The organism is Agrobacterium sp. 22-3639C2 (genome assembly GCF_053522105.1).
On sequence record NZ_JBNWDB010000002.1, the window covers coordinates 478,133 to 499,129 of the forward strand.

General features: G+C 57.8%; 14 protein-coding genes. 6 read left to right on the top strand and 8 right to left on the bottom strand.

Annotation, left to right across the window (positions count from 1 at the left end):
• Position 1: 1 nt before the first annotated feature.
• The 3 genes from ACQZ6D_RS09935 to ACQZ6D_RS09945 form a co-directional block, all read right to left on the bottom strand.
• Positions 2-877, bottom strand: a complete 876-nt coding sequence (locus ACQZ6D_RS09935; protein ID WP_019564634.1) for an ABC transporter permease — start codon at positions 875-877, stop codon at positions 2-4.
• Positions 877-1,818 (bottom strand): ABC transporter permease, encoded by a 942-nt coding sequence (locus ACQZ6D_RS09940; RefSeq protein ID WP_065659511.1) that lies wholly within the window; start codon positions 1,816-1,818, stop codon positions 877-879. Before ACQZ6D_RS09940 ends, ACQZ6D_RS09935 begins: the two co-directional genes overlap by 1 nt.
• 236 nt (positions 1,819-2,054) lie before the next feature.
• Positions 2,055-3,581 carry an ABC transporter substrate-binding protein gene (locus tag ACQZ6D_RS09945; RefSeq protein ID WP_026330678.1) on the bottom strand — a complete coding sequence of 509 codons (1,527 nt, stop codon included), beginning with the start codon at positions 3,579-3,581 and terminating at the stop codon, positions 2,055-2,057.
• Between the two features lie 515 nt (positions 3,582-4,096).
• On the opposite strand from ACQZ6D_RS09945, the gene ACQZ6D_RS09950 reads away from it, so the two are divergent.
• From ACQZ6D_RS09950 to ACQZ6D_RS09975, 6 genes are all read left to right on the top strand, one after another.
• On the top strand, positions 4,097-5,221 hold the full coding sequence (locus ACQZ6D_RS09950; protein WP_003510798.1) for a glycosyltransferase family 4 protein: 1,125 nt from the start codon (positions 4,097-4,099) through the stop codon (positions 5,219-5,221).
• 281 nt (positions 5,222-5,502) lie between these two features.
• A complete protein-coding gene (locus tag ACQZ6D_RS09955) occupies positions 5,503-6,021 on the top strand; it encodes a helix-turn-helix domain-containing protein (protein ID WP_013761537.1) in 519 nt (172 codons plus the stop codon).
• A 158-nt stretch (positions 6,022-6,179) separates the two neighbouring features.
• Positions 6,180-7,217 carry an acyltransferase family protein gene (locus tag ACQZ6D_RS09960; RefSeq protein ID WP_081308478.1) on the top strand — a complete coding sequence of 346 codons (1,038 nt, stop codon included), beginning with the start codon at positions 6,180-6,182 and terminating at the stop codon, positions 7,215-7,217.
• A gap of 412 nt (positions 7,218-7,629) precedes the next feature.
• Positions 7,630-8,826, top strand: a complete 1,197-nt coding sequence (locus tag ACQZ6D_RS09965; protein ID WP_013761539.1) for a polysaccharide biosynthesis/export family protein — start codon at positions 7,630-7,632, stop codon at positions 8,824-8,826.
• A gap of 294 nt (positions 8,827-9,120) precedes the next feature.
• On the top strand, positions 9,121-10,422 hold the full coding sequence (locus ACQZ6D_RS09970; RefSeq protein ID WP_111789803.1) for an efflux RND transporter periplasmic adaptor subunit: 1,302 nt from the start codon (positions 9,121-9,123) through the stop codon (positions 10,420-10,422).
• Positions 10,419-13,562, top strand: coding sequence for an efflux RND transporter permease subunit (locus tag ACQZ6D_RS09975; RefSeq protein ID WP_448729894.1), 3,144 nt, complete (start codon positions 10,419-10,421; stop codon positions 13,560-13,562). Before ACQZ6D_RS09970 ends, ACQZ6D_RS09975 begins: the two co-directional genes overlap by 4 nt.
• A gap of 56 nt (positions 13,563-13,618) precedes the next feature.
• Here ACQZ6D_RS09975 and ACQZ6D_RS09980 read toward each other — a convergent pair whose 3' ends face one another.
• From ACQZ6D_RS09980 to ACQZ6D_RS10000, 5 genes are all read right to left on the bottom strand, one after another.
• On the bottom strand, positions 13,619-14,203 hold the full coding sequence (locus tag ACQZ6D_RS09980) for an invasion associated locus B family protein (RefSeq protein ID WP_065687742.1): 585 nt from the start codon (positions 14,201-14,203) through the stop codon (positions 13,619-13,621).
• On the bottom strand, positions 14,203-18,180 hold the full coding sequence (locus ACQZ6D_RS09985) for an autotransporter domain-containing protein (RefSeq protein WP_448729895.1): 3,978 nt from the start codon (positions 18,178-18,180) through the stop codon (positions 14,203-14,205). The genes ACQZ6D_RS09980 and ACQZ6D_RS09985 overlap by 1 nt, the downstream gene beginning before the upstream one ends.
• A 232-nt stretch (positions 18,181-18,412) precedes the next feature.
• Complete coding sequence (locus ACQZ6D_RS09990) at positions 18,413-18,937, bottom strand: flavin reductase family protein (RefSeq protein ID WP_013761544.1); 525 nt, start codon at positions 18,935-18,937, stop codon at positions 18,413-18,415.
• A complete protein-coding gene (locus ACQZ6D_RS09995; protein ID WP_065687744.1) occupies positions 18,937-19,830 on the bottom strand; it encodes an aldo/keto reductase in 894 nt (297 codons plus the stop codon). Before ACQZ6D_RS09995 ends, ACQZ6D_RS09990 begins: the two co-directional genes overlap by 1 nt.
• Positions 19,830-20,987, bottom strand: a complete 1,158-nt coding sequence (locus ACQZ6D_RS10000) for an LLM class flavin-dependent oxidoreductase (protein ID WP_003510817.1) — start codon at positions 20,985-20,987, stop codon at positions 19,830-19,832. The genes ACQZ6D_RS09995 and ACQZ6D_RS10000 overlap by 1 nt, the downstream gene beginning before the upstream one ends.
• Positions 20,988-20,997 lie beyond the last annotated feature (10 nt).

The following is a 20,997-nucleotide window of genomic DNA, read 5'->3' on the forward strand; positions in this document are numbered from 1 at the left end:
ATTACAAATCCCTTCGCAGTCTTGGGTCGAGCATGTCCCGCAGTCCGTCGCCAACCATTTGCAGCGAGAGCACGGAAAGAATGATGGCAAAGCCGGGGAAATAGGTCATCCAGTCCGCCTGGCCGATATATTGGCGGCCTGCGGAGATCATGGTTCCCCAGGTCGGAATTTCGGGGCTGACACCCAGCCCCAGAAATGAAAGGCCGGCCTCGGCCAGCATGGCGCTGGCGAAAAGGAAGGTGCACTGCACGAGGATCGGCGAGATCAGATTGCGCAGCACATGCCGCGTCATGATGTGGAAGGTGGAGATGCCAAGCGCCTTGGCCGCCTCCACATAGGGCAATTCCCGGATCACCAGCGTCGAGGCGCGCACGATGCGGGCAAGGCGCGGCGAATAAACGACGGCAAGCGCAATGATTACCGTCGTCAGCGACGGCCCGAGTGCGGCCACTAGCGCGATGGCCAGCAGAATATCCGGAAACGCCATCATGGCATCGATCAGTCGCGCGATCGGCGTATCCAGTTTCTGGAAGAAACCGGCAAGCAGGCCGAGCGTGATGCCGATCAACGCCGACAGCGCCACCACGGCGGCCCCGACCAGAAGCGACAGCCTTCCCGCAAAGATGGTACGGGAAAAAACGTCACGGCCGAACTCGTCGGTGCCGAACCAGTAGAGTTCGCTCGGCGGTTTCAGACGGTTGACGATCGACAGTTTCGACGGCGAATAAGGCGCGATCATCGGCGCGAAAACGGCGAGCAGCACGAAGACGAGCAGCACGATCAGACCTGCTGCGACCGTCTTGCGCTTCAACAGACGCCGAATGAACAGGATGGTCGGGTTGCGCGCCGGCTGGGCGGTGGAGGTGATATCGGCCATCAGTAACGAACCCTCGGATCGACCAGCAGATACAGCATGTCGATGGCAAAATTGATGAGCACGTAAAGCCCGGCGATGACGAGAAGCGCGCCCTGAATGACCGGATAATCGCGCCTCAAGACGGCTGACACGACGAGATTGCCGACGCCCGGCAGGCCAAACACGGTTTCCGTAACGACCGCGCCGGAAATCAGCACGGCGGCGGTGAGACCAAGCACGGTGAGGATGGGGATGAGTGCGTTCTTCAGCGCGTGTTTCATCACCACCCGGGGTTCCTTGACGCCCTTGGCTCTGGCGGTACGGACATAGTCGTCGCCGAGAACATCCAGCATCGAGGCGCGGGTAAAGCGCAGAATGAGGGCGGAAGAAACGAGGCCGAGTGCGATGGCTGGCAAGGTCAGGTGATACATGCGCTCGAGGAAGCTTGCGCCCGGACCGCCATATCCCGACACCGGGAACATATCGAGCCGGACAGCGAAGAACTGCATGAGGATCAGGCCAAGCCAGAAGCTCGGAATGCTCGCCGCCAGCATCGCAATGGTTGTCGCTGCCTGATCCACGAAGGAACCGCGCCGGTAAGCGGCATAGATGCCGATGGGAAGCGCGATGGCACTGGCGATCAACAGCGAAAAGATCGTCAGGAAGAAGGTCGGTTCCGCCCGATCCAGAAGCGCCGATCCAACCGGCATGTTGAGGAAGATCGACTGGCCGAGATCACCGCGCAGCAATTGCCCGATATAGTAGACATATTGCACGCCGAGCGACTGATCTAGGCCAAGTCTGGTGCGCAACTCAGCGATGTCCTGTGCCGAGGCGTCCGGCCCGAGCATCACCGCCGCCGGATCGCCGGGCGTGACGCGCAGGATGATGAAAACGATGGTGACGACGAGAAACATCACCACGATCATTCCGGCAAGTCTCTGGAAAATATACCGTATCACGTATGAATGCTCCGAAGCGCGTGATGGGCCGCTCTCAGGCGACGGTTGAACAGAGTTGTCGACGAGTGCCGGTAAACCCGGCGCTCATGGCTGGAAGACTCCCGCCTCCGTCATGCCGGATCTGATCCGGCATCCAGCCACCGCGCGTCTGCGTGGTGAAGGCGTCCTCTTGCGGTCAAAGACTTGATCGCGCTGGACCCCGGATTCAGTCCGGGGTCACGGAGTGCGGAGCGGTCTTACTTCGTAACCGAAGCATTCCAGAAATAGGGCCAGGGAGCCGGATCGACGCCATCAAGCTTGTTGGACTTCGCCGCCACGGCGTTGAAGTCGCCGATCTTGATGAGCGGCAGCTCGTCATAGATCGTCTTCTGCACCTTGGCCCAGAGAGCAACGCGCTTCTCCGGATCAGCCTCCGAGGTGAAAGCGTCCACCGCCGCCTTGCGCGTCGGCGTGTCCCACCAGCCCGGCGAACCTGTGGAAAGCGCGCCAATCAGCGCCGGCTCCGGCAGGAAGGGGCTGTGGCTGATGTAGATATCCCAGAGCTTCGGGTCGGCACGACGCTGCGTCAGCGTCGCCCAGTCCACCACCTGCATATCCACCTTGAAACCGGCAAGCTTCAGATACTCCGCTGCCACCTGCGCCATTTTGTAGTGGAACTCATACTGACGGCTGGTGAGGATGCGCAACGGCTCGCCATTATATCCGGCGGCCTTCAGCTTTTCGGCTGCGGCCTCCGGGTTGCCGACATTATAATTGCCTTCGACGCCCTCTTCCGAATGCCAGGAGAAATTGGACGGATAGTAGGCGCCATCAAGCGCATAGAAATCCGTGCTGCCGAACGCCGCCGCCAGCATGTCCTCCATGTTCAACGCTTCGGTCACCGCCTTGCGGACCTCCAGCTTGGAAGACAAACCTTCCTTGGTATTGAATACAAAGACCGGATAACCGAAGGGCTTCAGCATCAACGGCTGCGAGGCCGAGGAGGACTTCACCTTGGCGAAGGATTCCACCGGAATGGAATCGACGTAGTCATACTGGCCGGAAACAGCGGCCTCTACACGGGTATTCGGATCGGGAACCGGAACGAAACGGATTTCATCGAGATACTGATGGCGCGCACCGCCATATCCGTCACTTTCACCGTCACGAGACTTGTAGCCGTCGAAACGGACGAGCTGGATATATTGGTCCGCCTTGCGTTCCTTCAACATATAAGGGCCGGTGCCGACAAATTCTGTCATCGGCTCAGCCTGCTTTTCAGCGGGCAGAATGATGGCTGCGGAGTTGTTGAAAGCAAGCAGCGAGGTCAGCGGCGCATAGGGCTGCTTGAGGGTGATTGTCACCGTCTCGGCATCAGGCGCGGAGATATTGTCGATGAAACCGGCGACCTGTTTTCCGCGTGATGCGATCTTCATCCAGCGGCCAAGCGAGGCGACGACATCTTCCGAGGTCATATCGCTGCCGTCATGGAACTTGATGCCCTTCCGCAGCTTGATCGTGTAGGTTTTGCCGTCCGCACTGATGTCAGGCAGGCTTTCCGCCAGAAGCGGCGTCACCTTCCACCCCTTGTCGAAGGTGTAGAGCGTTTCAAAAATATGTTGCGTGACAATGCCGACGAGATCGGCCGTCGAGGCCATGGGATCGAGTGTCGGCGGCTCGCCGATCGTGGCGACATTGATGACACCGCCCTTTTCCGCAGCCATCATCACGCCCGGCGCTAGCATCAAAGCGGCAGTGGCGAGAAATGCAAGTTTACGTCTCATTGTTAAGCTCCCAGCTCTTGGTTCCGATCTTATGAGTTCCATTATTATGTTATATCAATCTTTATAACAGAATAACTCGATAAGACGCCTTGTCAATGACAATGCGGAGCGAGGAAGGGTTTCCAAGACAGGCGAAATGGAAGACGGGCCTTCGCAAGAGGCGGAAACGGAACATCAGTCGATGGAAAACAGGCTATTTCGCCCGAACCACGGCGCGCGGTAAACACCGCTGCTGCCAGCCGAAACTGCGGAAACTACGGCTGGCTTTCAACTGGAAAACGAAGAGGAGGAATTAAGAGGCTTTGATATTTCGCATTTGCGAACAAAGTGCTATTGAGGATCAGACCAAGACCAGATTACGACAGACATAATCTCGCATTCTTATTAATCGTTACGTTATTCGCCTTCCCAGCCGTGTTTTTAAGGGCTGCAGACAGACCAGATATTCTAAACCGCCGAGCTTTATTCCAAGGCGGGTTATAAATTTTTATTACGTTGAAATTATTGAGGAAATCATGAAGACGGCAATCGTGCATGACTGGCTCACCGACAGAGGTGGGGCCGAAAAAGTGCTTCACAACCTTCTTGAGATCTATCCTGACGCGGATCTCTATTGCCTTGTCGATTTCATGAGCGATCGAGACCGGGGCTTTCTCGGTGGCAGGCCCGTCAACACCTCCTTCATCCAGAAACTGCCTTTCGCTCGTAAAAAATATCGCTCCTATCTGCCGCTGATGCCGCTGGCCGTCGAACAATTTGATCTCAGCGGCTACGATCTGGTGATTTCCTCAAGCTACGCCGTCGCCAAGGGCGTCATCACCGGACCCGGCCAGTTTCACGTCTCCTATATTCACAGCCCCATCCGTTACGCGTGGGATCTCCAGCACCAGTACCTGAAAGAATCGAAGCTTAGTCGCGGTTTCGCCTCGTGGATCGCCCGTGCCGTTCTTCACTATATTCGCATGTGGGACATCCGCACCGCCAATGGCGTCGATCTCATGACGGTCAATTCCAAATTCATTCGCAGCCGGGTTCGCAAATGCTACGGACGCGACTCTACGGTTATTTATCCGCCCGTGGATACTTCCCATCTCTCCCCTTCCGACCTGAAAGGCGATTATTTCGTCACGGCTTCGCGGCTGGTGCCTTACAAGAAGGTCCACCTCATCGTAGAAGCCTTTGCAAAAATGCCCGACAGACGACTGGTCGTCATCGGCGACGGCCCGGACATGAAACGCATCAAGGAAATCGCCACTCCCAATGTCGAGATCCTCGGTTTCGTCGGCAATGACGAGCTTCACAAATACATGGCGGAAGCCAAGGCATTCGTATTTGCCGCCGAAGACGATTTCGGCATCGTCCCGGTTGAATCGCAAGCGCTGGGAACACCCGTCATCGCCTATGGAAAAGGCGGTGTACTAGAGACCGTTGTTCCTCTCGGCGCCTCCAATCAGCCGACCGGTCTTTATTTCCGCGAGCAAACGCCTGAAGCCATCTGCGCTGCGGTGCAGGAGTTTGTCGATAACTCCGACAGTTTCGACAAGAACGCCTGTGTCGACAACGCCGCCCGCTTTTCAAGTGAACGCTTCCTGCGAGAATTTGCCGATACCGTGAATTTCGCGCTGGCTGAACGAGCCTGACATGCAATTTTCAAGGTCGAATATATCCATATTGGATATACTCTGTTGACGTCGACAGAGACACCCATAGGTAAAGCAAGTGGCGTCACCGGCCTTCTCTTATCCAGCGCAGGCTCGCCGTCGCCTTGTCCGCAATGCAGTCGCCGTGCATAATGATTCCTCGTTGTGAGCGAGGCGGCCCTGACCGGCCTACCTCATGAGTGATTTGGTCTTTGTACAAACAGAGGAATATCACAAATTGGTATCTAGTAAATACCAAATCGTGATATTTATGCGGAATTATGAGCAGGAAACGCGTCGAGCCAAAGACGCCGTTGGGAAAACGGCTGACCGAGGTCCGCGAAGCACTAAAATTCGACGAGCGTGAGCCATTTGCTGAGGCACTAGGCCTGACAGTTGCAATGCTTGGTTACTATGAACGGGGCGACCGTATTCCCGACGCTGGCGTTTTGGCTCTCTATCGTGAGCGGTTCGGCATCAATATAAGTTGGCTCGTGGCCGGTATGGGCGACATGTTTGACACGGCGCCAGCGGCACCTACGCTTGCCTACGACGTTGCCCTGCTGCAAAAAATCAGCGACCGGGTCGAGACGATCTTCGCGGAGTGTCGCCAAAAGTCGCCTACACGGTCTACAATAACGGAGGCCGCGCTTATTTATAACGAACTGGCCAAAACCATATCGGACATTCGCGACGTCCAGATGGTAGAAGCAATTTTACCCGTACTTCTGCTACGCTTCAGGGAGCGTATAACAACACCAGGATCGGGACTCGGCAAATACGAATCTTCAAGTTTTTAATATTAAGCATATTTATACAGCTGCCACAATAGGCAGATTTTTAATCTCATTCAATACTTCCGATACACGATTAGTATTTCATAATAAATTTTGTATCCACATCAACTAAATATTTCACTGAATTATAAATAATTTTAAAATTTACATTAGGTGTTTTCATGAAAGATAAGGCGTTGCGTGATCACAGCTATGATATAGCCAAGGGTCTCGGCATAATTATGGTTGTCTTTGGTCACACGGAAAGAGGTTTGAGTATTTCCGGTATGCCGACGCACTTCAGCCTTATGGGCTTTATTGACTATACGATTTACACCTTCCATATGCCGTTTTTTTTCTTCGTGTCTGGACTTTTTTTCTCCGAAAAAAATGTCGACCCGACAGATTTTCTTACCAAACTCGGAAAGAATATCGCTTACCCTTATCTGTTCTGGTCAATTCTGCATGGCAGTCTGATGGTGGCTATGGGGCGTTTTGGTCTCACTAACACGACCATAGATTTCACCCGTGTCCTCGAAATCCTGTGGAACCCGATCAGCCCCTTCTGGTTTCTCTACGCATTGTTTTTCTGCCAACTTGCATCATATATTTTCGTTCAGGTGCCTCCGATTGTCCGCATGGCATTTGCGCTTGCCCTCTTCACGCTTTTTTATCTGCACAGCCAGTCTGTTCCGTTGGATATCGCATATGGGCTCGTCTATTTCACACTTGGCACTGTTGCCAAGCAATATGGTTTTTGGCAGAGGCGATACACGGTACACTCATTTCTCGCGCTTCTCGTCGCCTTTGCGATTTCCACCTATTTCTCGTGGCAAACCGAAATTCCCGAACGGCTTCCTTTCCCATCCGCAATTCTCGGCATATTCCTGATTATCGCAATTTCGCAGGCGCTTGTTATTCGCGAAAGCGCGATTTCGTCGATGCTCAAGACACTCGGCCAGTTATCCGTCGGCGTGTATGTCATGCACATCATCGCTATAGGCTTTGGCCGAGCTGTCGCGGTGAAGCTTTTCCACGTCACGGATATGGCGAGCTTGCTAGCGATCACGACCGTTATCGGCGTTGCCATACCGGCCATCGTACAGATGGCCGCTATCCGCTTAGGGATCCAAGAGTGGCTGGCGCTACCGGCCTCCGCCCACCGCAAGCGTGAAACCAGCGCCGCAGGCCAGCCGGGGAGACTGAGGATCGGCCGCTGATGCGGGGAAAAGATACTTTAAAACAACCAATTATCGTGTTTTTAAGTCAAACATGAAAGAAACTGGGCAAGCGTGACAAAACTGCACTAGCGCTATGCGGTAATCGCAGTGATTATGCCGTCCGATTGAATATAGAAGAACGATGATACTGACGCCATTCGGGTTCGTGAAGATTGTGAATGTTACGGATTTTCCGGCGCAATCGAGCGACGACTTAACTTGAAGCATCGCCTTAAGTTAGGCAATAAGCCTGATGCCAGCGTAGACATTTCGTGACACGATTCTGCTGAACGGATGTAATGCCCGGTTGAGATTTGATTTACCGGTGTCAAATATGAAGTGCCGATTTTTATAAAACTATACGATGTCCGGTTTGTTTCTTTTTTCGGACGAAATTTATTTTGAGGACCAAATGCGTTTATTGAATGTTTCGATTCTGCTTGCCTCCGCAGCACTTGCGGGGTGCACCGTGACCGCGGCATCAGGCCCCGATGCGGCAACAATCGAATCCAACGCTTCAGTGAAATTCAGTTCCAAGGACAAAAAGAAAACTGCGGGCGTTGACTACGCTCTCATCGATATCAACAGTTCCGTCCTGAACTATGTCGGCGATACCACCACCGCTACCCTGCTCGGCAGTTTCGGCGGCGGCAAGGGTGGTGTTCCGGCGTTGCCGATGGGCGTTGGTGACGTGGTGCAGGTCGCAATCTTCGAAAGCCAGGCGGGCGGACTTTTCATTCCAAACGATGCGGGCAGCCGTCCCGGCAACTTCATCAGCCTGCCGAACCAGACGGTAGACCGGGAAGGCAATATCAGCGTTCCCTATGCCGGCAAGATCCGCGCAACAGGCCGCAATGTCGAGGATGTGCAGAGCGAGATCGAGGAGCGTCTGGCCAACCGGGCCATCGAACCGCAGGTCCTCATCACCAAGATTTCCAGCCGCTCCGCACAGGCATCGGTGCTTGGCGACGTCAAGGAGCCGACGAAGGTCCAGCTTTCAGAAGCGGGTGACCGCGTTCTCGACGTCATCTCCTATGCAAAAGGCCTCAGCGCCCCAAATATCGAATCCTATGTCACGCTGATCCGTCGCGGCAAGACCGCGCGCGTCAACTACAATCACCTTGTCAGCACGCCTTCCGAGAACATCTATGTGGTTCCGGGCGACACGGTCATGGTGGAGCGTGAACGCCGCACCTATCTCGCTTTCGGCGCCTCCGGCCTCAATGGTCGTTTCGAATTTGAGGACGCCGCGCTGAAGCTCTCGGATGCACTGGGCAAGGCGGGCGGATTGCTTGACTCCCGCGCAGACCCTGCGCAGGTCTATGTCTATCGTACCGTCAAACGCGATCTTCTCGTGAAGCTTGGCATCGACATGTCGAAGTTCCCGGGACAGGAAGTTCCGGTCATCTTCCGCGCCAACCTGCGCGATCCTTCAACCTTCTTTGCCACCACGAAATTCCCGATGCAGGATCGCGATATCATCTACGTCACCAACTCGCAGGCAACCGAACTTTACAAGTTCCTGGACCTCGTCGGCTCCGTTCCCGCAACGGCCGGCAACGTCTCCGAGGATGTGCTTGCGACGCGCAACGCCATCCGGGCGTTCTGACCCTCGGCAACTCGCCGCTCCTGTTCAAAGCCGCCCCGGAAACGAGGCGGCTTTTTATTTTGGTCACGATTGGGGTCAAGTTCCGTGCATCGAGCCCGGCGACGGGCACATGCCCAAAACCGCCACAACCCTTGTTTCGCAAGGCAACATGACGGCAGACATCGTCGCTGCCATTACAAAAGTTTAAGGTGATTTTGCAGCGCATTGGGTGTCTTGTGGGAGCTAAAGCTGCTCCCAGGGCTTACCGAACATGTTCGGGAAACATGTATTGCTCTCATTTTGCGGAACCGTCAGATGAAACGTTTCTGGACCGCCCTCAGCGTTCTCGCCATCGCAGCCGCCGGCGCGTGGTATTTTAAAGATCGCCTGCCCCTTGATCGAATTCCCTATCTCAAACAATTCGCCAGCGTTTCGCCACATGCAGAAACGGCAACGGCCGATGGATCTGCCGGCAAGAAGGGCCAGACGTCGCAGAACGGTCAAGCCGGCCAGCAGACAGGCCAGAGGCAAGGTGGCGGGCGGCGCAATGGCGGGCCGCCTACCGTCAGCACCATCGCCGTCAACAAGGCGACGTTGCCAATGGACGCTACGGCGACGGGATGGGCGGTTGCCGCCGACATCACCAATATAGCGCCGCTTCAGGCCGGTCTCGTCACGGAAATCTCCGCGAGGGACGGCCAGCATATCAAGGCGGGTGATCTGATCCTCAAGATGGATGACCGTATCGCCCGCGCAGCCGTCGACAAGGACAAGGCCAATATCGCTGCCGATCAGGCAACGCTGGAACAGACGGAAGCCGCCTTCCAGCGCGCCGCCAATCTGGTCAAGCAGAGCGCAGAGTCCCAGCAGGTGCTGGATCAGGCAAGGGCAGCCAGGGACAGCGCCGCCGCAAAAATCGATGCCGACAAGGCGACGCTTGCTTCCGACCAGGTAACGCTCGAACATATGGAGATCCGTGCGCCCTTCGATGGGCGACTGGGCGATGTTACCGTCAGCCCCGGTGCCTATCTCAGCGCTGGCATCAATATTGTGACGATCACGAAATACGATCCCATCTCTGTCAGTTTTCGCCTGTCGCAGCGCTACCTGCCGCAATTGCGCGAAGGCGTTCAGAAGGACACGGCGGTCGATGTAGACCCGGCGGCAACCGGCGGCGAGCCCATGAGCGGCATGCTGCGTTTTTACGACAACGTCGTAGACCAAACGTCCGGTACCGTACTTGCCAAAGCGGAATTCAAGAACGATCGCGGGCTGTTGTGGCCCGGCCAGTCCGTCAACGTCACGGCTCATTTCGTCTCCGACGCGGAGATGATCGTCGTGCCGACGGTTGCCGTGCGGCCGGGGCCGAAGGGTAATTTCGTCTACACCGTCGATGACAACCACCGTGTTCATATGACGACCGTGGAGGTTGCCCGCTCCAACGGCGATATGACAGCCATTGCCAGCGGCCTCACCGGCGGCGAGCATGTGATCATCGAAGGCCAGTCGGGACTTGCCGACGGTCAACAGGTGGTCGAGCAATTCTCGGACAAGGGCGGCGCGGCCGCCAATCTGGCCGCCAATATTTCGCAGCAGGAACAGGTGGGTAACCCATGATCCCGAATTTCTGCATCAACCGACCCGTCGCAACCACCCTTCTCGCCATCGGCCTCGTGCTCGCCGGGCTTGCCGGTTTCCGCCTGTTGCCCGTCGCTGCGCTGCCGAAAGTCGATTTTCCGACGATCAGCGTTTCGTCGTCGCTGTCGGGCGCCTCGCCGCAAACCATGGCCACCTCAGTCACCACGCCGCTGGTGAAGCAGTTCGAGACCATTCCGGGTGTCAGCGAAATCAGCGCCACCAACACTCTGGGCAACAGCTCCATCGTGCTGCAATTCGATCTCAACCGTGACATCGACGCAGCGGCAGCAGATGTTCAGGCGGCGATCTCGCGCGCACAGCGGCAGTTGCCAAGCAACATGACGACAACGCCGAGTTACCGCAAGACCAACCCGGCCGATGCGCCGGTACTGCTGCTTGCCATCAACAGCAAGGAGATGCCGACCAGCAAGGTGGATGAAATCGCCGAGAATATCATCTCGCCGCTGCTTTCAACCATTTCCGGTGTCGCGCAGGTGAGTATCTACGGCGCGCAGACCTATGCCGTGCGCATTGGCCTCGATCCCTCGCAGCTTCAGGCAAGAGGGCTTGGCGTCGATACCGTCACAACCGCCATCGCGCAGGCGAACAATCAGGTGCCCGTGGGCGCGTTGCAGAACGACAACCAGCGCCTGACGATAGAGGCAGACACCCAGCGCACCGATGCGGCGGCCTTCCGCTCGCTGGTGGTGGCGACAAGCAACGGTGCTTCCATCCATCTCGACGATATCGCCAATGTCACCGACAGTATCGACAACCCCAATGCCGGCAGTTGGTTCGATGGCGAACAGGCGATCGTTCTTGCCGTGCAGCGCCAGCCGGACGCCAACACCGTTGATGTGGTGGATGCCATCCGGGCCAAGTTACCTGCGCTGCGCCAGCAATTGCCGCCATCGGTCAATATCAACGTCATGAATGACGCCTCGACCGCGATCAAGGACGCGATTGCCGACGTACAGTTCACGCTGCTCCTCACCATCGGGCTGGTGGTCGCGGTTATCTATCTCTTCACCGGGCATCTGACGGCGACCATTATTCCGGGCCTTGCCGTGCCGCTATCACTGATTACCGCCTTCGGGGCCATGTATGTTCTGGGGTACAGTATCGACAATATCTCGCTACTCGGACTGACATTGTCGGTCGGACTTGTGGTGGACGATGCGATCGTCATGCTGGAAAACATCCTGCGACTGCACGAAGAAAAAGGCCTGACAATGCGCGAGGCGGCCCTTCAGGGCGCCGCGGAAGTCAGCGGCACCATTCTGTCCATGTCCATCTCACTGGTTGCAGTGTTCATTCCCATTCTGCTGATGGGCGGAGTGATCGGCAGGCTGTTTAACGAATTCGGCATGGTGGTAACGCTGGCAATCATGGCGTCGGCGCTGGTTTCGCTGACTGTCACGCCCATGCTCGCCTCAAGGCTTTCGGGTCATTCCTCCAGACCGCCGGCCATCATCCGTTGGTTCGACGCCGGCTTCGAGCGCACGCTTCGCCTCTATGGCAAGGCCGTCGGCTGGTGCCTTTCCCATCGCCGCGTGGTTCTGGGCGCATTCCTGGCGTCGGTTGCAGCATCGCTTTATCTGTTCGAGACTTTGCCTTCCAGCTTCTTCCCGCAGGAAGATATCGGTCGCCTTTCCGTGTCGACGCAGGCGCGTGAGGACATTTCCTATACCGCGATGCGCGATCTTCAGGCGCAGGTGGCCGATCAGATCCGCAAGAACCCGGCCGTGGTGCATGTGACCTCTACAGTCGGCGGCAATTCCCGCAACCCGCTGAATAACGGCTCGATGTTCGTGGAGCTGAAGCCGAAGGAAGAGCGTGCACCGCTAAGCCAGGTATTGGCGGAACTTGGCCAGGCGACATCGAAGGTGGCGGGCATCCGCACCTATATCAATCCCCAGCAAAGCTTACGTTTGGGCGGGCGCAGCTCCGCCAGCCAATACCAACTCGTCATTCAGGGCCTGAACGCCGACGCGACCAATGAATGGTCGAACAAGCTGATGGAGGCGATGCGCCGCGACCGCACATTCGCCGCCGTCAATTCCGACGCTCAGAACGGCGCAATTGCGGCGACGATTTCGGTCGACCCGGAAAAGGCAGCCGCCTTCGGCATTACCAACGACCAATTGCGCAAGACGCTGGAAATGTCGTTCGGCGGTTATACGGCGGCGCAAATCCAGTCGACCGGTGATAGCTATGATGTGATCGTCGAATTCGACAGCTCGAAACAGTGGAATGACGATTTCCTGAGCGACATCAACATTCTCTCGGCAAAATCGGGTGTTCTGGTTCCGCTTTCCAACTTCGCCACCCTCACCCGCACGCAGGCGCCGGTGACCATCAACCAGACGGGCCAGCTCGTTTCTACGACCGTCTCTTTCAACCTGCCGGATGGCGTGGCGCTTTCGGATGCGACGAGCCGTATTGACCAGATCAAAACCACCATCGGCCTGCCGCAGGACGTGTTCACCAGCTATGGCGGCACGGCGGCAATATTCCAGCAGAGCCAGGGCAATACCGGCATCCTCATTCTTGCGGCGGTGTTGACCATCTATGTGGTGCTGGGTGTGCTTTACGAAAGCTTCATCCACCCGCTGACCATCCTTTCCGGTCTGCCGGCGGCGGCTTTTGGCGCGCTGGTGGCGCTGAAGGTGATGGGCATGGATTTCTCGATCATTGCGCTGATCGGGCTGTTGATGCTGATCGGCATCGTCAAGAAAAACGCGATCATGATGATCGACGTTGCGGTGGAACTGATCCGCGAAAAGGCCGAACCGCCCACCAGCGCCATCCACGAAGCCTGCGTGCGCCGTTTCCGGCCGATCATGATGACGACCTTCTGCGCGCTGCTGGGCGCCCTGCCCATCGCCCTCGGCTCAGGCGCCAGCTCGGAACTGCGCCAGCCACTTGGTGTTGCCGTGGTCGGTGGTCTCATCGTCTCGCAATTGCTGACGCTGTTCATCACCCCGGTCATCTTCGTGGAAATGGACAGGTTGGGTACCTACCTCACCGGGCTGTTTTCGCGCAAGACATCGGCTAAAAAACACGCGGAACCGCAAAAGCCGGAAAGTGCCAGCGAACCCGATTCCGTCGCGGCATAGATCGTAGATACGCATTTCCGGACACAAACCGCGATGCGGTTTCTACCGGAAATGCTCTAATGCAAGCTTCCGAGGCGCTCCAGTGCCTCGGAAAATCCCTGTCCCTGCAACTGGAACGAAACCGTTCGGCCCTGCAGATCGGGGGCCTCTATTGTCAGGGTTTGTCCGGCCTTCAGCGCGGTTACAAGTTCGACGAACGGCGTGAAGGAAACGATGCAGCCCACGGGCAGACACGTGCTGACCTGAACTTCCTGCAACCGCACATTTCCGGATTTTACCGAAAACAGCTTTGTGACGGCAAGGCCGAAAGGCATGACCACGGTGCCGGAAAGCTTACCCGGCGTCCCGACATCATCAAGCCGGAACTCGACGGAGACGACCAGTTTGCGTGTCTTCTCCTCAAGCTGGACCTGAGCGATGGCGCAGAGCGGTTTTTCCGTCTCCGCCACCGGCTTACTGGCGTCATTATCATCTTTTTTCGCAGGCGCGACGCAAGCAAGCTGCCAACTCCCGTGAACCTCACGCAACGGCGCGTCCGCCTTTTTTTCTGCATCTTGCGCGGGAGCACCGCCCGCCACCAAACCGGCGGACAGGAACACCGTGAGAGCCGTTTTCCAAAGCGTGTTTTGACTGCGCTTCATCAGAAACGAACTCCAAGTTGGGCTGAAGCAGATTGATCCAGAAGACCCGCGCCAAAAACCGCGCCGTAACGGAATGTCAAGGTCGCGGATGGGTTGAGATTGTAGCTAAGCCCCAGATTGATCAATGCCACGTCGCGCGCCATGGCAGCACTTGTCACAGAAAACGCACTGCCACCATCGTAGAACAGTGCACTCTCCATCATCGGATCGCCATAGGCATGACGCCACCCGATATCGAGCATCGCGCGTCCAAGCATCCCCTCCAACGCAATGTCACGGCTGATGCGCGCCCCGAGCGTCGAATAAAACTCGTCGTGGCTGACGGCACCCGAAGAGACGGCGGCGATACCGCCCATCTCCCGGAAAGCATCCGTCCGCGTATTCACGTAAGCGATATTGGCGTAAGGCTCGATATGGGTGAGATCGAAATCGAACCGCCAGGCGGCTTCGGCAAAGACCTGCGTGGTGGAAGCGTCGTAACCAGCGGTTAGGTCCTCCTTCAATGTTGAAAAGGAAACCGCCCGGCGCGTTTCGACATCCTGAAAGGCGTGGGTTGCACCAAGACGCAGGGATGCAGGGCCAATTGTTTTGCCCGCATAACCCGCCACATAGTAGCCGTCCACGTCAGCAGATGCCGCAGGAGAACCCTGGCTGATCACATCGCGGCCGTATCCGGCGGCCACCCCGGCACGCCAGCCATCAGCCAAATCTCCGTCAATACCAAAGAGGACGCCGCCGCCCTTCATGTCGGCCGATGCGCCGTTTCCATCACCATCGGTGCGGCCGCGAGAGCCGAAACCACTGGACCAGAACGTGAGTGAACCCTCGTCAATGTCAAACGGGTTTGATCCGCCTTCAGCATAGGCGACCGGTAGGATCGGGCGCGCATCGACACCTTCGAAAGCACTGCGCAGCCGGTTGAGAATGACATCGCGGGTGAGTTGGCTGCGGTTGATCAAAGCCATGGCAAGCGAGGGATGAATTTCCCCGGCAAGCTGCGCGAAGGCGGATTGGGTTTCGCCCTGTTGCAGAAACACGGCCGCCTCGTAGAGCGGCGAGCTTTCCCCAAGCGCCTCTATGGCGTTGGCGGCCCCGCGCGCATTGGCCGTCGATGTTTCAGCGGCCAGAAAGCCGGCATCCGGTGATGCCCGGGCGAAGGAAAGATAGGTGCTGCCGTCGTCAGCACTCCGGGCTACCATTGCGGTCAGATAGGCGAAATTTTCGCCGACACTTGAAAACGTACCGGTAATTCCACCCGTTGCCGTCAGGATCGTGTAGCGGGTGCTGAGGCTATAGGCAGTTTGGTTCGCCAGCGACGTAACGACAAGACTGACATCATTGTCGATGGTGATGGTTCCGGTCACGGCAAGCCTGTCGGAATTGCCGGCGGCGTCGATTTCAACCTCATAGCGAGAGCCACTAGCAAATGTTGCGCTGCCCGTGGAAGCCAGCGTGCCGATCGAATTGCCGGGCGCGAGCGTGCCACCCGAGCCGACGGTCAGGCCGCCGATGGTGCCGGAGCCGCCAAGTGTCGCGCCGGTACCGACCGAAACAGCGCTTGCAAGCCAGCCATTGACGCTGAGCTTTCCAGAGGAAACCGCAGTGGTGCCCGTATAGGTACTATTTCCGGTCAAGACCAGATTGCCATCGCCCGTCTTTTCAAAGGTGCCAGTACCGCTGATGGCATTGGAAAGCGTGCCGGCACCATCGACAACGAGTTGCGCATCATTGGCGATGCCGCCCGAGCCGAAACTTTTTGAGTTGCCTTTCAGCGTGCCGGAGGAAATCGTGGTGCCGCCGGAATAGCTGTTATTGCCGCCAAGCGTTGTGACGCCAGCTTCGGCAACGACTTTGCCCGCACCTGAAATATCGGCTGAGAGTATATAGCCGGTCTCGGAATGGTTGAAGACGATGCTGCCGTTGCCTGCACCGAAAGCAATCGTGCGCGCTTCTAACGCACCGGCTGAGCGGGCGGTTTGGCCCGCGGCAGCTCCGATGTTGAGCACGCCTGTGGAACCCGCCGATGCGGCAATGAGAATAGTGGGCGCAGCCAGCGAGGCTCCGCCGGTTATCTCAACGGAACCGTTTCCGGCATCGCCGACGACCATGAGATTGCCAACCGCAACGCGCGATCCCACACCGCTTACCAGAACGTTTCCATTCGATCCCGCCGCACTGCCCGCATAGAGATCATAGGCATCAAGTGATCCGCCGTTCGTAACGGTCAAGCTTCCGGAACCTTCAAAACCCACATCGACGGAGCCGGAGTTCACAACGCCGTTGTCGATATAAGCGGTGACGTTCGAACCCGATCCTGTGATCGTCATCGTGCCGGAGGAACCGGCAAGATCACCGAGCATCACCTTGGCAGCTTTGATACCGCCGCCGGCGCTGACAGACACATTTCCTGTAGTCCCGCCTCCGTATCCGACAAAAAACGTTCCGGTCATCGCCCAGCTCGATCCGTTGCCCGCCACCGTTACGGTGGAAGTGGAACCGCCATGGGCCGCAACATAGCCGTCGCGGCTTTCCACCGTGCCACCGGCCTCGACGGTCATGGAACCGTTGCCGTCAAGGCCGACATTGAGATCGGCGCGGCTTTGCAATTTGCTGCCGGCACCGGATACCCGGGCGGAACCGGTACCACCGGCATTTGCTCCGATGATAATATTCGCTGCATCGACAAGGCCGCCGCCCGTAACCGCCAGCGAACCCGTGCCACTCACACCCACCTCGAGATCGCCACGGTTGACTGTCCAGACCGAGCCCTGCCCATCCACGGCGGCAGCGCCCGTTGCACCCGCCACAACGCCAAGCCGCGCCGTCGTACTATCAACGGAGCCACCCGCCATAACGTTGAGCTTACCATTGCCGGCGGCACCGCCCGGATCGGCGACATCGCCGCCGACCTGCAGGTCGCCGGTCCTCCAGTTCGAGCCGTCGCCGGTGACAGTCGCCTCACTTGCCGAATGGCGGCCGACAATGGCCTCGCCACTGGTTACGGTCCCTGCGGCCTCTACGAGAAGCGTTGCAGCTCCCGAATTGCCAACGACGAGCGATCCGCCGCTTTGCAGCGCGGAGCCCAGACGGCTTACCGTCACGGAACTTCCGTCCGCAGAAGCCAGATCGGCGATGACCGTGGTCGTCCGGCTGGTGACCGTGCCGCCGCCGGTGATGGTGAGCGTGCCAACGCCCGCACCACCAACAACGAGGTCCGACGACATGGTCCAGCGGCTGCCCGCACCCGACACCAGGGCCGTCCCTGCGGTAGTGGCATCTTTGGCCAGCAGGCCTTTGGCGCTTTGCAGCGCGCTGGCGCCAAGCACATCCAGATAGCCGTTTCCGCCAGTTGCGGAAGATAGCGGATCGCTGTAACCCACAAGAACCGTATCGGCGATCCTCAGTGTAGATGCGTTGTCGAGCTTGACGGAGCCGCTTCCCGTCCCGCTTTTGCCAACATGGATGTTTTCCGACGATGCCGTCGTGCCGTGTGACAGAAGAAGGGTGGCCGTGCCGTCGCCACCAACAATGATGGTACTTTCATTCGCCCAGTTTGCGCCGCTGAATGTGGCGGAGCCGGTCGCTCCGCTGGCCGTTCCGAGAATGACGGATTTCGTCTGCAAGCCGCCCTGAACCACCAGCGTGCCGGCGCCCGCAGCATTGCCTATCGCCAGTTGCTGCACTTCAGCGGTTGTTCCTATGTTGATGATCGGACCGTAAGAATTGATGATCGCCTCATCGCCGGCATTGGGAACACGTTGCGATGGACCCCAGTTCGAGGCGGTAACCCAGTCTTCGCCGTCAGAGCCTGTCCACTGCAAGGTGTCGGCGACGACAACCGGCGCGGTGAAAAGTGAGGATATGAGGACAAGAAGCCCCGTTGCCCCACCAGGGAAAAACCTGCTTGGCGCTGCTGCGCACATTTCTGCTGTCGGACAGGTTTCCCCTTCCGAAACATGGCAGAAACAAGCGGACATTCAGTCTCCCTAACCCGCGCGACGTGCGGTCTTCCTTTGATCGAGCGAATCATTTTGTGAATCAGATCAACTACGCCAGTTTGAAAGATGATTTCCAGTATGAACAGCGCAAAGCGTGGTTTTTACTGACAGACGAAACAAAAACGGAGCACGACAGGCGCGCTCCGTTAAATAAGCAACAGATGGCTGGAGTAAATCTCTACCGAGATCGAACGGGAAAATCCCGTTCTGCCTACTGCTTTGAAAACCGCCCGAAGGCTCCGCCTGAAAAGCACAGGGGATCGCCATCGCGGTGGGCGGCACGCAGCACTTCGCCGACGATGATGGTGTGATCGCCCGCATCGTGGGCTGCCGCCTGCCGGCATTCGAAACGGGCGAGCGTGCCCGGAATGACCGGAACGCCCTCGTCGTTGATTTCCCAGTCAAGATCGTCAAATGCGCGGCCGTTGCGGGTGAAGCGGGCGCTCAGCACGTCCTGATCTGCGCTCAGCACATGGATGGCGAAATGCGTTGCGCCGCTGAAGGCCGGATAGCGCGATGAATTTTTGGCAGGCGACCACAGCACCAGCGGCGGATCGAGCGATACCGACGCGAAGCTGTTGACCGTCATACCGATCGGCCCTTCGGGCGTCGTTGCCGTCACCACCGTTACGCCGGTGGTGAAAGCGCCGAGCGCATTGCGAAAGCTGCGGCTGTTTTCGCCGCCGGGAACAAATACGTGCTCATTCGGCATTTTGATCGCTTCTGCGACTGTCATCACGGCACCTCGCTTCCAATTGCAAGTGTGTAAAGCTCAAACCAGGTCTGGCGGTCGATGGTGACGCGCAGGGCATCGGCCGCCGTTTTTATGCGCTGAATATTGTTGGTGCCGAGCACGGGCACGATCTTTGCCGGATGCCGCAGCAGCCAGGCGATGGCAACGGCAGTGGCATCGACGCCCTGCTCGTTGCCGATGCGCTGCAGGGCAGCCATGGTTCCACCATGCGCACCGGAAAACAGCGAACCGCCGCCAAGCGGCGACCATGCCATCGGTGAAACGCGCTTTTCCTGCAGGAAGGCCAGATCGCCATTGGTGAAGCTATCGGTAGCAAGCAAGCTCATTTCGATCTGGTTCGTAACCAGCCTATTGCTCATAGCCGATTGCAGCAGGGCGAAATCCCACGGGCGGAAATTGGAAACGCCCACGGCCTTGACCTTGCCGGAAGCTACCAGTGCATCGAGCGCCTTGCCGGTTTCTTCGGGATCGATCAACGGATCGGGCCGGTGGATCAGCAACAGATCGACACGATCTGTGCCCATGTCACGCAAGGAGGCCTCGACTGAAGCGTTGATATGGCCAGCCGTGGTATCGTAATGCTTGACGCGGGCGGCTGAGTGACGCCCGGCTGGCGCCACGATGCCGCATTTCGTCACGATCTCGATCTTGTCGCGAAGGGATGGAGCTGCCTTGAGGCCGGCACCCAGAATGGCTTCCGCCGTGTATCCACCATATATATCAGCCTGATCCATGGTGGTGATGCCCTGCGCCAGGCAGGCTTCGATCTTTGCCTGTACATGGGAAGGCGAAGTATCAGCATCGTCGCCGATGCGCCACATGCCGTAAACGATGCGGCTAAGTTCCAGGTTTTCAGAAAGAGCGATACGTTCCATCAGTGGCGTTCCCCGTTGCCCAGCGGCGTGGCAGGTGTTTCAGAAGGCACCCGGCCGTATGCATGCGGCAGGGAGCAGGTTTTCATTTGCGGCAGGACCTTGGTTCCGAAGTGTTCAGCCTCGTCGAGATGCGGATAACCCGAGAGGATGAAGGCGCGAATACCCATTTTCTGGTATTCCTCCAGCGCCGAAAGGACCTTGTCGGTAGAGCCGACGAGCGCTGCACCACAGCCGGAGCGCGCCCGGCCGATGCCGGTCCACAGGTTGGGTTCGACATAACCGAACTTGTCGGCCAGTTCCCGGGCCCGCGCCTGATGCGATACACCGAGTGAGCCGCTGTCGTGGGCGCGGTTGCGGATCAGCTGGCCATATTCGTCGTCGAGCTTCGAAACCAGATGCTCGGCATATTCACGCGCTTCCTGTTCGGTATCGCGCACGACCATGTGGACTCGCAGGCCGTAATCCAGCGTGCGGCCATGGGCTGCGGCACGCTCATGGGCAGCGCGCATGCGGTCTGCGAGCTGGTCTTTCGTTTCGGGCCACATCAGATACACGTCGCATTGCGCGCCGCACAGCTCCAGCGCATCCGGCGAATAACCGCCGAAATAGAGCAGCGGACCGCCATTCTGCTGGTACGGACGTGCAGGCTCGGTGGAGACACCCTTGAATTGGTATATCTCGCCGTCATGGTCAATCGTGTCACGGGTCCAGGCCTGGCGCAAAATCTGCACGACTTCATGGCTGCGTTTGTAGCGAAACGCGCTGTCAGCCACCTCGCCGGGAAAATCGGAGCTGATGACGTTGAGCGTCAGGCGGCCCTTCAGCATGTGATCGAGCGTCGCCACCGTACGCGCCAGCATGATCGGCTGCATTTCGCCGCAACGGATTGCAGCAAGAAAATTGATGCGGTCACTGATCGGAGCGCAACCCGCCACGAAGCTCAACGTGTCCTGGCCGACCTGATAGGAAGAGGGGCAGAGAATGTTGCGAAAACCGAGTTCCTCGGCCTTTTTGACGATATCCGAGCAATGTTCGAAGCTGGAGCGCAGGCTGCCATCCGGCACGCCCAGATAGGCGTAATCATCGGAACAAAGGGCAGAAAACCAGGAGACCTCGGCAGCATCGAGATCAGCGGATGTAACGGGTACGACGGTCATGCAATTCCTC